Annotated in this window: 12 protein-coding genes; 7 read left to right on the top strand and 5 right to left on the bottom strand. The window is 70.9% G+C overall.

The window, feature by feature from the left end; genetic code table 11:
* Nucleotides 1-46 precede the first annotated feature (46 nt).
* The 6 genes from ppc to H570_RS0112720 all read left to right on the top strand — a co-directional run bounded on the left by ppc (nucleotide 47) and on the right by H570_RS0112720 (nucleotide 6,759).
* Entirely contained in the window at nucleotides 47-2,809 is a 2,763-nt protein-coding gene (gene ppc / locus H570_RS0112745) for a phosphoenolpyruvate carboxylase (RefSeq protein WP_051176376.1), read from the top strand.
* Nucleotides 2,810-2,950: 141 nt separating this feature from the next.
* A complete protein-coding gene (locus tag H570_RS0112740) occupies nucleotides 2,951-3,580 on the top strand; it encodes a glutathione S-transferase family protein (RefSeq protein ID WP_036136081.1) in 630 nt (209 codons plus the stop codon).
* Nucleotides 3,581-3,765: 185 nt separating this feature from the next.
* Nucleotides 3,766-4,041, top strand: a complete 276-nt coding sequence (frmR, locus tag H570_RS0112735; protein WP_027081070.1) for a formaldehyde-responsive transcriptional repressor FrmR — start codon at nucleotides 3,766-3,768, stop codon at nucleotides 4,039-4,041.
* Between the two features lie 24 nt (nucleotides 4,042-4,065).
* Nucleotides 4,066-5,175 carry an S-(hydroxymethyl)glutathione dehydrogenase/class III alcohol dehydrogenase gene (locus H570_RS0112730; protein WP_027081069.1) on the top strand — a complete coding sequence of 370 codons (1,110 nt, stop codon included), beginning with the start codon at nucleotides 4,066-4,068 and terminating at the stop codon, nucleotides 5,173-5,175.
* 122 nt (nucleotides 5,176-5,297) lie between these two features.
* The gene (gene fghA / locus H570_RS0112725) at nucleotides 5,298-6,128 is read left to right on the top strand and encodes an S-formylglutathione hydrolase (RefSeq protein ID WP_027081068.1); all 831 of its coding nucleotides are present in this window, start codon (nucleotides 5,298-5,300) and stop codon (nucleotides 6,126-6,128) included.
* Nucleotides 6,129-6,171: 43 nt separating this feature from the next.
* Nucleotides 6,172-6,759 carry a hypothetical protein gene (locus H570_RS0112720; RefSeq protein WP_051176420.1) on the top strand — a complete coding sequence of 196 codons (588 nt, stop codon included), beginning with the start codon at nucleotides 6,172-6,174 and terminating at the stop codon, nucleotides 6,757-6,759.
* Nucleotides 6,760-6,798: 39 nt separating this feature from the next.
* Here H570_RS0112720 and H570_RS0112715 read toward each other — a convergent pair whose 3' ends face one another.
* From H570_RS0112715 to H570_RS0112695, 5 genes are all read right to left on the bottom strand, one after another.
* Complete coding sequence (locus H570_RS0112715; protein ID WP_027081066.1) at nucleotides 6,799-7,503, bottom strand: Dph6-related ATP pyrophosphatase; 705 nt, start codon at nucleotides 7,501-7,503, stop codon at nucleotides 6,799-6,801.
* Nucleotides 7,504-7,560: 57 nt separating this feature from the next.
* Complete coding sequence (locus tag H570_RS0112710) at nucleotides 7,561-7,902, bottom strand: hypothetical protein (RefSeq protein WP_027081065.1); 342 nt, start codon at nucleotides 7,900-7,902, stop codon at nucleotides 7,561-7,563.
* A gap of 268 nt (nucleotides 7,903-8,170) precedes the next feature.
* Complete coding sequence (locus H570_RS0112705; protein WP_027081064.1) at nucleotides 8,171-9,118, bottom strand: DegV family protein; 948 nt, start codon at nucleotides 9,116-9,118, stop codon at nucleotides 8,171-8,173.
* Nucleotides 9,119-9,210: 92 nt separating this feature from the next.
* The gene (locus tag H570_RS0112700) at nucleotides 9,211-9,840 is read right to left on the bottom strand and encodes a 2-hydroxychromene-2-carboxylate isomerase (protein WP_027081063.1); all 630 of its coding nucleotides are present in this window, start codon (nucleotides 9,838-9,840) and stop codon (nucleotides 9,211-9,213) included.
* 51 nt (nucleotides 9,841-9,891) lie between these two features.
* Nucleotides 9,892-10,284 (bottom strand): DUF1761 domain-containing protein, encoded by a 393-nt coding sequence (locus tag H570_RS0112695; protein ID WP_027081062.1) that lies wholly within the window; start codon nucleotides 10,282-10,284, stop codon nucleotides 9,892-9,894.
* A 133-nt stretch (nucleotides 10,285-10,417) separates the two neighbouring features.
* Here H570_RS0112695 and H570_RS18660 point away from each other — a divergent pair, with 133 nt between their 5' ends.
* Nucleotides 10,418-12,067, top strand: coding sequence for a GGDEF domain-containing protein (locus H570_RS18660; RefSeq protein WP_169447783.1), 1,650 nt, complete (start codon nucleotides 10,418-10,420; stop codon nucleotides 12,065-12,067).
* Nucleotides 12,068-12,088 lie beyond the last annotated feature (21 nt).

Below are 12,088 nucleotides of genomic sequence, written 5' to 3'. Positions count from 1 at the left end.
GCCGGCCTTGCCGCGGCCGTCGCGCCGCGCCATGTAGGCTTCGGGGATGAGCACACCCGAATCGACCGCCGACGTTCCTGGCTCCCGCGACAACTCCGTGCCGCTGCGCGAAATCGAATTCGTCCCGACCGACGCGCTGCTGCGCGACGACGTGCGCCGGCTCGGCGCGATGGTCGGGCAGATGCTGGCCGAGCAGCAGTCGCCCGCCTTCCTCGAGCAGGTCGAGTCGGTACGGCGCATGGCCATCGCCCGGCGCGAGGACGGCGCGCCGGTCGACGCGCTGGCCCGGCGCCTTGCGGATGTCGCGCTGGAAGATGCCGACGCGCTGGTGCGTGCCTTCGCCGCCTACTTCGGCGCCACCAACCTCGCCGAGCGCGTGCATCGCATCCGCCGTCGCCGCGACCACCAGCGCAGCGGCGACGCGCCGCAGCCGGGCGGGCTCGAGGCGGTGTTGCGCGGGCTGCGCGATGCCGGGGTGACGTTCGACGAACTCGCCGCGTTCCTGCCGCGGCTGTCGGTCGAACCGGTGTTCACCGCGCACCCCACCGAGATCGTGCGCCGCGCGCTGCTCGACAAGGAGCGCACCATCGTCGAGCGGCTGGTCGCCGACATCGACCGCGGGCGCACGCCGCCCGAGCGTCGTTCCGACGAAGCCCGTATCCGCCTGGCGCTGACCTCGACCTGGCAGACCGCCGAAGCGCCATCGCTCAAGCCGACCGTGCAGGACGAGGTGGAGCACGTGGGGTTCTACCTCGCCCACGTGCTGTACCGCACGCTTCCGGTGTTCTACGAAACGTTCGCCGACGCGATCGAGGCGGTCTACGGCCAGCGCCTCGCGGTGCCGAAGCTGCTGCGCTTCGGGACCTGGGTGGGCGGCGACATGGACGGCAACCCGAACGTCAACGCCGGGACCATGCGCGCGGCGCTCGACGCGCAGCGCGCGCTGGCGCTGGCGCAGTACCGCGCCGACCTGCGCGCGCTGGGCGGCGTGCTGACCCAGTCGCTCGGGCAGGTCGGCGTCGACGATGCGCTGATCGCGCGCATCGATGCGTATGCCGCGCAGTGGCCCGGCGTGGCCGCGGCGATCGCGCCGCGCCGCGCCGACATGCCGTACCGGGTGCTGTTCGAGCTGATGGGCGCCAAGCTCGCGGCCACAGGGGCGCAGCAGGCGCACGGGTACGAGGGCATCGACGACTTCATCGCCGACCTGGAACTGGCCGACGCCAGCCTCGTCCACCATCGTGGCGAGCATGCCGGGCGCTTCGCGCTGCAGCGCGTGCTGCGGCGCGCGCGCGGCTTCGGTTTCCACCTCGCCGCGCTCGACCTGCGGCAGGATTCGGCGGTGCACGAGGAAGCGCTGGCGACGCTGCTCGACGATCCTGGCTGGGCGTCGAGGCCGCTGGATGCGCAGGTCAAGCGCCTGCACGAGGTGATCGCCGGCGCAGCGACCGGAAAGACGAATGCGCCGGCGGGTGCGGGCGGTGACGTTGCCGCATCGACGCTGGCCGTGTTCCGCGAAGCGCGCGAACTGCGCCGCACGCACGGCAACGACGCGATCGGGCTGTACATCATCAGCATGGCCCGCAACGCCGCCGACGCGCTGGCGGTGCTGGCGCTGGCGCGGATCGCCGGCTGCGTCGAAGGCAGTGCGGTGCCGCTGGACGTCGCGCCGCTGTTCGAGACCGTGGCCGACCTGGACGCCGCGCCGGCAGTGATGCGCGCGCTGTTCGACGATCCCGTCTACCGCGACCACCTGCGCACGCGCGGGGACCGGCAGACGGTGATGCTCGGCTACTCCGACAGCGCCAAGGACGGCGGCCTGCTGGCCTCGCGCTGGGCGTTGCAGCAGACCCAGGTGGCGTTGACCGCGCTGGCGCAGGCATCGGGCGTGCGCATCGTCTTCTTCCACGGCCGCGGCGGCTCGGTCAGCCGCGGCGGCGGCAAGACCAGCCGCGCGGTGATGGCCGCGCCGCGCGGCTCGGTCGACGGCAGCCTGCGCATGACCGAGCAGGGCGAGGTGATCCACCGCAAGTACGGCATCCGCGCGCTGGCGCTGCGCAACCTGGAGCAGGCCACCGCGGCGGTGATGCAGGCCAGCCTGCGCCCGCGCGCGCCGGACCCGCGCGAGGCACATTGGCGCGAGATCGCGTCCGGGCTGGCCGGCGTGGCGCGCGCGCATTACCGCGCGCTGGTCTACGACGAGCCGCGCTTCGACGACTACTTCCGCGCCGCCACCCCGATCGACGTGATCGAACGCCTGCACATCGGCTCGCGTCCCTCGCGGCGCCGCGACGCCGGCATCCGCGGGCTGCGCGCGATCCCGTGGGTGTTCGCATGGGCGCAGAACCGCTCCGGGCTGACCGCCTGGTACGGCGTTGGCCGCGCGCTGCAGCACGGCGTCGAGACGCACGGCCGCGACGCGATGGCGGAGATGGCGCGCGACTGGCCGTTCTTCGGCACCCTGCTCGACGACATGGAGATGACGCTGGCCAAGTCGGACCTGGCGATCTTCGAACGCTATTCGCGACTGGCCGGCGAACACGCGGCGCTGTTCCCGGGCATCGCCGACGAGTTCGCGCGCACCCGCGACACCCTGCTTGCGATCCGCGACGAGGACGCGCTGCTCAGCGGCGACCCGCGGCTGCGGCTGTCGATCCGGCTGCGCAATCCCTACGTCGACCCGATCAGCCTGCTGCAGGTCGAGCTGCTGCGCCGCTGGCGCGCCGACGGCCGCCAGGACGACGACACCCTGCGCGCGCTGCTGGCGACGGTGAACGGGATCGCGGCGGGGATCCAGAACACCGGTTGACATAGGCCACTTGCAGGAGCGGCTTCAGCCGCGAGCTTTTCGCGCGGCGACCGGAATGGCAAGAGTTCGCGGCTGAAGCCGCTCCTACATTGCAGCGGGGGGATTTAGACTCGGAAACCCCTTCGACTCGGAGTGCCGCCCATGGCCCACGACCGCGATGAACTCGCCTTCTACACCAACCCGCAGTCGCGCGGACGCATCGTGCGCTGGATGCTGGAGGAGGTCGGTCAGCCCTACCGGACGCAGGTGCTGGCGTTCGACGGTTCGCAGAAGTCGCCCGACTACCTGGCGATCAATCCGATGGGCAAGGTGCCCGCGATCGTGCACCGCGGCGTGGTGGTCACCGAGGGCGCGGCGATCTGCGCCTACCTCGCCGACGCCTTCCCCGAAGCCGGGCTGGCGCCGGCGCACGGCGACCCGCTGCGTGGCCCTTACTACCGCTGGATGTTCTTCGCTGCAGGACCGGTCGAGGCCGCGGTGTCGGCCAAGGCGATGGGCCTGCTGGCACCCGCCGAGCGCGCCGGCATGGTGGGTTACGGCAGCTTCGAACAGACTGTCGACACCTTGGAGATCGCAGTCGCGTCGGCGTCGCCGTGGCTGCTGGGCGAACAGTTCACCGCCGCCGATGTGTACGTCGGCAGCCAGGTCTCGTGGGGGCTGATGTTCAAGACCCTGCCCGAGCGGCCGGCGTTCGTCGAATACGCGACGCGCCTGCGCGCACGCGAGGCCGCGCAGCGCGCCGCGGCGCTGGACGACGCGCTGCTGCCGTAGGTCGGGTCTACGCCCCCGACCCTTGATCCGGGGACGACCCCGCGGTCGCTGCCCGCAGGAGCGCCCCATGGGCGCGATGGCTTTTGCCGGGAATGCGATCGCGCCCATGGGGCGCTCCTGCGGGAATGATGCTCTTCCCGCGGCGTTGCCATATACTGGGGGCCAGTATCCGCTGGCGCAGCCCGATGCCCCACAGCCCCGAGGAAAAGAAGCGCGTCCTGACGCGCGTGCGCCGTGTCCGCGGCCAGCTCGACGCGCTTGAACGCGCGCTCGAGGGCGGCAGCGACTGCGCGCCCGTGCTGCAGCAGATCGCGGCCATCCGCGGCGCGGTCAACGGGTTGATGTCCGGCGTGCTGGAAAGCCATTTGCGCGAGGAGCTTGCGCAGCCCGCTGCCACGCCCGAACAACGCCAGGCCAGCGTCGATGACGCCATCGCGCTGGTCCGCTCCTACCTCAGATAACCCGCACAACACCGGAGACATGCCATGAAATCCCGCGCCGCCGTTGCCTTCGAAGCCGGACAGCCCCTGCAGATCGTCGAGATCGACGTCGAGCCGCCGCGCAAGGGCGAGGTGCTGGTGAAGATCACCCACACCGCGCTGTGCCACACCGACGCGTTCACCCTGTCGGGCGCAGACCCCGAGGGCCTGTTCCCGGTGGTGCTGGGCCACGAGGGCGCGGGCGTGGTGGTGGAAGTGGGCGAGGGCGTCACCAGCGTCGCGCCCGGCGACCACGTGATCCCGCTGTATACCGCCGAATGCGGCCAGTGCGAGTTCTGCAGGTCCGGCAAGACCAACCTGTGCGTGGCGGTGCGCGCCACCCAGGGCAAGGGCGTGATGCCCGACGGCACCTCGCGCTTCTCCTACCAGGGCAAGCCGCTGTACCACTACATGGGCTGCTCGACGTTCAGCGAGTACACGGTGGTGGCCGAAGTCTCGCTGGCGAAGATCAACCCCGATGCGCCGGCGGAGAAGGTCTGCCTGCTCGGCTGCGGCGTCACCACCGGCATTGGCGCCGTCCACAACACGGCCAAGGTGCAGGAAGGCGACAGCGTCGCGGTCTTCGGTCTCGGCGCGCTGGGCCTGGCGGTGATCCAGGGCGCGGTGCAGGCCAAGGCCGGGCGGATCATCGCCATCGACACCAATCCCGGCAAGTTCGACAAGGCGCGCGCGATGGGTGCCACCGAGTTCGTCAACCCGAAGGACCACGACCAGCCGATCCAGCAGGTCATCATCGAGATGACCGGCTGGGGCGTGGACCACTCGTTCGAGTGCATCGGCAACGTCAACGTGATGCGCGCGGCGCTCGAATGCGCGCACCGCGGCTGGGGCCAGTCGGTGATCATCGGCGTGGCCGGCGCGGGGCAGGAGATCTCCACCCGCCCGTTCCAGCTGGTCACCGGCCGCAAGTGGCTGGGCACCGCGTTCGGCGGCGTCAAGGGCCGAACGCAGTTGCCGGGCATGGTCGAACAGGCGATGTCGGGCGAGCTCGACCTCGATCCGTACATCACTCACACGCTGCCGCTGGAGCGCATCAACGAGGCCTTCGACCTGATGCACGACGGCGAGTCGATCCGCACCGTCATCCACTACTGACCGATCCCTTCGCCCGCCCGCCGGGCGGGGAAGGACGCTGGCGAGCCACCGGCTCGCGCCACGATCAATGTCCTCGCGCGAGCGCGAGGCCGGTTTCGCACCGGATACCTGGAGGACACCGAATGGAACGCATCGAACATCGCGCCTGCTTCAACGGCTGGCAGGACGTTTATCGCCATCGCTCCGACGCGCTGGGCTGCGACATGACCGTGGGCGTGTACCTGCCGCCGCAGGCCGCGCACGGCCCGTGCCCGGTGCTGTACTGGCTGTCGGGGCTGACCTGCAACGAACAGAACTTCATCACCAAGGCCGGCGCGCAGCGCTACGCCGCCGAACACGGGATCATCCTGGTTGCCCCTGACACCAGCCCGCGCGGCGACGGCGTGGCCAACGATGACGCCTACGACCTCGGGCAGGGCGCCGGCTTCTACGTCAACGCCACGCAGCAGCCGTGGGCGACGCACTACCGGATGCACGACTACGTCGTCGACGAGCTGCCGGCGCTGGTTGAAGCAGACTTCCCGGCCACCGGCGCGCGTGCGATCAGCGGCCACTCGATGGGCGGCCACGGCGCGCTGGTGATCGCGCTGCGCAACCCCGGGCGCTATCGCAGCGTGTCCGCGTTCTCGCCGATCGTCGCGCCATCGCAGGTGCCGTGGGGCGAGAAGGCGTTCAGCGCCTATCTTGGCGACGACCGCGAGGCCTGGAAGCAGTACGACGCGGTCGAACTGGTGAAGTCCGCGCGCGAGAAACTGCCGCTGCTGGTCGAGCAGGGCGACGCCGACGAATTCCTCGACGGCCAGCTGCGGCCGCAGCTGCTGCAGGCCGCCTGCGAGGCGGCGGGCCACCCCCTGACGCTGCGCCTCCGGCCCGGCTACGATCACAGCTACTATTTCATCGCCAGTTTCATCGGCGAGCATATCGGGCACCACGCGCGCGCAATGCAGGGCTGACCGCGGCGCGTGGATTCCAGGCGCGTCTTTCGGGGGCATGGGCATGCGGGCAAAACACGGCGCATGGGTGCGCGTTGTCGTGCCGGCGGCGCTGCTGCTGGCTGCGGCCGGCGCCACGGCGGCGGATGAGGCAGGCGATGCGGCGCCGGACGGCGGACGCAGCGTCGCCAGTGCGCAGGCGTTCCTGCAGCAGATGCTGCCGGGCAACCGCTACGTGTCCACGCCGATGGCCGAAATAAGCGCCAGGGCGCGGAACGAGGGCGTGCGCGCCAGCTTCGACCCGCTGCCGGTGATCGTGGAGGCGGATCCCGTCGAGCCCTGCGTGTCGCGCCTGCGCGCCGACGCATCCGGGACGTGGCTGCTGCTGCGCAATCCGCAGGACTATGATGACGCGACCGACGCCCCGCTGGCGGACCTGCTGGGCGGGCCGCTGATCGGGGACCCGGAAGGCATGCACTTCGGGTCGGTCCGCGCGCTGCGTCGCGTCGGCGCCGAAGTCCGCATCCGCCTGGCCGGCAACAGCGACGACGCCGTGCTCCACCTGGATGCGGAGTCGACCGCGAAGCGCGTGCACGACGCACTGGAATACCTGCGCCTGCACTGCGACGCGACGCGCGCGACCGGGTTCTGACCCGCAGTTGCGAATGGCGCGCCCGCCGCGTGCCGCGCGTTACCGCGACGCGGCTGGCCCGAGCGCGAAATCGGTGCAGGCGAAACGGCTGTCACGCAGCACGGTGTCGCCGCGTTCGAGCGCCAGCGGCCGGGTGAACATCGGGCCGTCGGCAACGCAGGTGTGGAACTCGCCGTTTTCGCCGCACGGGTCGACGCCCGGCGGCAGGGCGTCGAGCAGGGCGTCGTCGAACGCGCGTCCGGCGAACCCGGCGTCGAGCTGGTGCGTGTCCACGCAGCACAGCGTGGCGCGCAGGCCGCCGGCGACCATCTCGCGCGCCAGTTGCGCCGTGTCGCTGCCGAACAGCGGCGTCATCACCTCCCAGCCGATCCGCGCGCACTGCGCCATGCGCCAGGCGCGGACGTCTTCCAGCAGCAGGTCGCCGAAGGCGGCGGTGTGCAATCCGGGCCAGCGCGCGCTTGCCTCGGCCAGCGCGTGCGCCATCGCCGCTTCGTAGACGGCGTTGTCGCAGCTGGTAGGAATCCCGGCTTCGAGCAGCGGCAACCCGCAAGCGGCGGCCTGTGCGTGCAGCACGTCGCGACGCACGCCCTGCATCGACGAGCGGCCGTACTCGGTGGTGATGCTGGACAGCAGCGCCACCACCTCCACGTCGTCGCGTTGGCGCAGCGCATGCAGCGTCCACGCCGCGTCCTTGCCGCCACTCCAGGCCAGCAGGACCGGCGTGCGCGGGGTGTCGGCGATCATCGGCCTGGCGGGTTCAGGCGAAGCGGCGGATATCGAAACCGATCGCGGCCACCGCCCTCAGGCGGCCGAGACATCGCGCAGTTCCCAGGCACTGCCGGCGAGCAGGCGCAGGCGCTGTTTGAAGACCGCGCCTGGAATCGACGTGACCACGACCAGGTCGATGTGCAGGTCGTCCTGCCGGCCTTCGACCGTCGCCGCGGGATCGGTGGCGCCGAGCGCCGGGTCGACCGCGTCCGGGTCGTCCTGCGTCGCGCGCCAGCGCTCGAACAGCGCGGTGCCGCGCAGTGCGTCCTGCAGCTCCTGCGCCATGCCGTCGGCGCCCTGCGAGCGGAATGCGAACTCGCCCGCGGCGCGGGCCTTCGATGTATCGGGGATGGCGATGTAGTAGCGCGTGGCCATGGGGTCTCCGTCACGTGGTTGGGTGGGAACGGCTTCGGCCGCGAGATTTCCGGAATCGACCTTCGTAGGAGCGGCGGCAGCCGCGATGGCCTTGGCGATAAAAGCATCGCGGCTTCCGCCGCTCCTGCAAGGCAAGATCAGGAAGCTCACGGATCAGGTCGACGTCGCGGTTGCATGCAGGCTATCAGGCGACCGTGAGCCGGACGTGGATCCGCTCCCGCAACGGCCCGCGGTCGGGCTTCCCGAAACGCCTGCTACCAATCGCCCATCACGCCTTGTCGAACTCGTGCGGCTCGGCCGCGAACCCGACCACCACCGCGCCCTTGCCGACGTTGACCATGCCGGTCAGGCTCATCACGCTTTCGAACACTTCGATGTTGTTCGCCCCGCAGGCGTCGCGCAGCGTGGCGTAGCCGGGCAGGGCGCGCATCTCGTCGAGTTCGCCGCCGTAGCACAGCGCCACGGTCGGGGTCAGCAGGCCGGCGTCCACGCGCCGCGCGGCGAACTCGAACATCTGCTGCGTGGCCGCATCGAAGCCCTTCACCTTGGCCACCGGCCCGGTATCGCCGCGGTAGCCGCGCAGTATCGGCTTGATGTCCAGCGCGGTGCCCAGTGCGGCGCTGAACAGGCTGACGCTGCGGTCACCCTTGGCGCGCGCGCGGTTGCGGATGTAGTACAGGTCGCGGGGGACCAGGTAGCCGTAAGTGTTCGCGGCCAGTTCCTCGAGCCGGCTGCGGATCCGCCCCGGCTCCTCGCCGGCCGCGCGCAGGCGCACCGCTTCGACCGGCAGGATCGCCTGCGCGCTGAACAGGTTCTGGCTGTCGATCACGCGCAGTGCGAACGGGGTGTTGTTGCCCGCCGCGGCGCGGATCGCGCGGTAGCCGTTGAGGATCGCGAAGCTGGCCTGCTGGGCGTTGTCGAAAATCGGGCTGCGCGTGCGCGTGATCGTCATGCAGAGCACGTAGTCGTAGTCGATCACCAGCTTCTTCAGGAACAGGTCGCGGATCTGTTCGACGGTGAACGGAAGGGTCTCGGCGTTGGCGCCGCGCTCGGCGATGTGGGCATGGAGGTAAGCGAGCGTGGCGGCCTGGTCGCGGTAGTCGACCTGCACGGCATCGTCGATCCGCACGGTGATCGGCAGGATCTCGATGCTGTGTTGTTCAATGAAGTCCTTCGGCAGGTCGCAGGCCGAGTCGACGACGAGTCCGATGCGCATGGTCCGCAGTCCTGCCGTTGATGATGGTCGCCACGATACAACAGGCGCGCCTGCGTCCGGGAGCGCGGGCAGCGGGTCCGCGGCACGGGGGGTCAGCGGCGCTGCACGCCTTCGGGCAACGCTGCCAGGTGGCGCATCCCGGCTTCGTCCAGCAGCGCGGGATCACACAGCACGGCGAGTGCGAATTCGTGCGCATCGTCGCCCCAGAACAGGGCGTCTCCGATCGCCAGCGTCGGCACGCCGAACACGCCCGCTGCGATGGCCGAGGCAGTGTTGTCGCGCAGCGCGGCCTTGGTCGCGTCTTCGGCCAGCGCTGTTGCCTGCACCCCCAGCTTCTCCGCCACCGGCGCCAGCGCTTCGGCGCTGTCACCGGCCTCGCCGCGGATCCAGATCCAGTCGAAGATCGCGTCGATTGCGGCGGGCGTGCTGCCTGCGGCGATGCACAGCCGCAGCGCGGCCAGCGGATTGAACGGGTGCGCCGGCGGGAACCGCAGTTCGATGCCGCGCTGCCGCGCCCGCCACAGGGCGTGCTGATAGGTGAACGTGCGTTTGCCGGGAATCTCGGCCGGGCCCTTCTGGCCGATCGCGCCGAGTACCGCGCCGAACACGATCGGCACCGGCACCACCGGGTCGGTTGCCATCAGCGCGCGGATCTTCGGCCACTGCAGGAAGGCGAACGGCGAGATGAAGTCGAAGTACCAGCGCAGCGGCAGCGTGCTCATGCGGACGTGCTCCAGGCAAGCGTGCCCCTGGCAAACGTGCTCATGGCGCGATCAGTGCCACAGGCCGATGATCAGCCCGTACGCGACGAACTGCAGCACGTGGTAGCCGCCGTCGATCAGCCACAGCTTCAGGCTGCGGCCGGCGAAGGCGTAGTTGATGCCGAAGCTCGTCGCCACCCAGGCCGCGCCGACCAGCAGCCCGTTGTGGGCCGCGTGCAGCGCATCGGGCGCGGGGTGGAAGAATGCGGCGAATGCGAACGCCGCCAGCAGGCTGCAGGCGAACGCGGTGCCGAACACCCGCGCCGGATGCCGCGGCGAGGCCTCGGGATCGATGCCGGCCTCGCGGCACCAGGCGGCCTTGAACAGCGGCCCGTACCAGATGCCGCCCAGGATGAACGCCGAAACCGCCGCGACCAGCACGGCCAGCCAGTTGATGTGGTCCACGGTCCTCTCCCATGCCCGGACGGGCAGCATACGCCGGCGCGCCGGCCGGCTTGCGCAGGCGATTCTGGTTGCGGTACCGCGAGGTACGGTGGACACTCGCGGTCACGCGCAGGGTGCTCGACGGGAGATGTCGATGCAGCGTATCGCAATGGCCATCATGTTGTGCCTGCTGGCCCTGCCCGGGCCGGCGAGTACGGCCGAAGTCGAACGCCTGCAGCACCTCCCCGATCTCCCCGCGTCGTCGATGCCCGCCCCCGCGGACGTGCTGGCGCTGCCGGACAGCGCCTTCGAGCCGGTCGGCAATGTCCACCGCCTTGCCGGCGACGCCGATGGCCGCGGCTGGTGGCGGCTGCAGCCCGGGCCGGCGTCGGGCACCGAGCCGCTGCTGCTCGTCTACCACTCCTACAGCGCGCGGGTCACGGTGATGGCGCCGCCGGACTACCGGCCGGTCACGCGGAGCCTGTTCGACCGCAGCCTCGACCCGCGCTTCTCGCGTCGCGCGCTGGTGTTTCCGCTGCCGGCCGCCGGCCCGGTCTTCATCGGCGTCGAAGGCGCGCGCTATCCGCTGCAGGTCGCGGTGCGCGATGCCGATGCGCAGCTGGCCGAGGACGTCGTGCACGTGCGCCTGATCTCGCTGGTGATCGGCGTGCTGGTCGGCATCTCGCTGGTGGTGCTGTTGTTCTGGCTGCTGCTGCGCGAGCGCGTCTACCTGCTGTACGCGGCGACGATGGCGCTGCAGCTGATGTACCTGCTGTGCGCCTACGGCGAGGCCTATGCGCTGCCGGGACTGCGCGTGCTCGCCCGGTTCGGGGTGGAAGGCATCTGGACCATCGCCACGCTGGCCACGGCGGCGGCGTCGTTCTTCCTGATCCGCCTAGCCGACCTCGACCAGCACGTGCCGTTGCCGAGCCGATTGCTGCGCTGGGTCGGCGGCTACGCATCGCTGGTGCTGGTGGCGGTGCTGTGGCTGCCGTGGCCGTCGGACAAGGACTGGTTCCCGGTGGCCGGCAACGCCACCCTGATGGCGGCCAACGTGCTGGCGCTGGTCGCGCTGGGCGCGGCGTCGTGGCGGCGGCACCTGCGCGCCGCCTACGCACTGCTTGCGTGGGTGCCGCTGGTGGCGCTGTCCACCGCGCGCGCCGTGCAGCTGAGCATCGGCGCGCCGCTGACGCCGGGCATCGAGTACGGCCTGCCGCTGATGCTGGCGTTCACGGCCATCGTCCTGGTCCTGATCCTGGCCGACCGCATGCTGACCATGCGCCGCGAGCGCGACAGCGCGCAGCTGCACGCCCAGCGCGACGCGCTGACCGGGGTGTTCAACCGCAGCGGCATCGAACAGCGCCTGGACTGGGCGATCGTGCGCGCGCGCGAACACGGCGGCGCGCTGTCGGCGATCTTCCTCGACCTGGACCACTTCAAGGAGATCAACGACAGCCACGGCCACGCTGTCGGCGACGCCTGCATGCGCGAACTGGTGCGCGTGGCCGGCGGCGAGCTCGCCTACGGCGACCACATCGGCCGCCTGGGCGGCGAGGAGTTCCTGCTGGTGCTGCCCGGCTCCGACCTGCACCAGGCCAGGCGCACCGGGGAGTGCATCCGGCGCAGCATCGAGGCCCGGTGCGCCCAGGTCGACGGCATCCCGGTGGCGCTCACCGTCAGCATCGGCGTGGCGACCTACCGGATGGGCGACAGCGTCGCCAGCCTGGTCGCGCGCAGCGACCTGGCGATGTACGCGGCCAAGCACGCCGGGCGCAACCGCGTGGAGGCCGCGCCGGCAGCGTGACAAAATGGCGCGAACAGGAGA

This window comes from Luteimonas mephitis DSM 12574 (assembly GCF_000422305.1).
GTDB classification, from domain to species: domain Bacteria; phylum Pseudomonadota; class Gammaproteobacteria; order Xanthomonadales; family Xanthomonadaceae; genus Luteimonas; species Luteimonas mephitis.
Note: the sequence above shows the minus strand (reverse complement) of the source record. Positions and strands in the feature narration are given on the sequence as shown.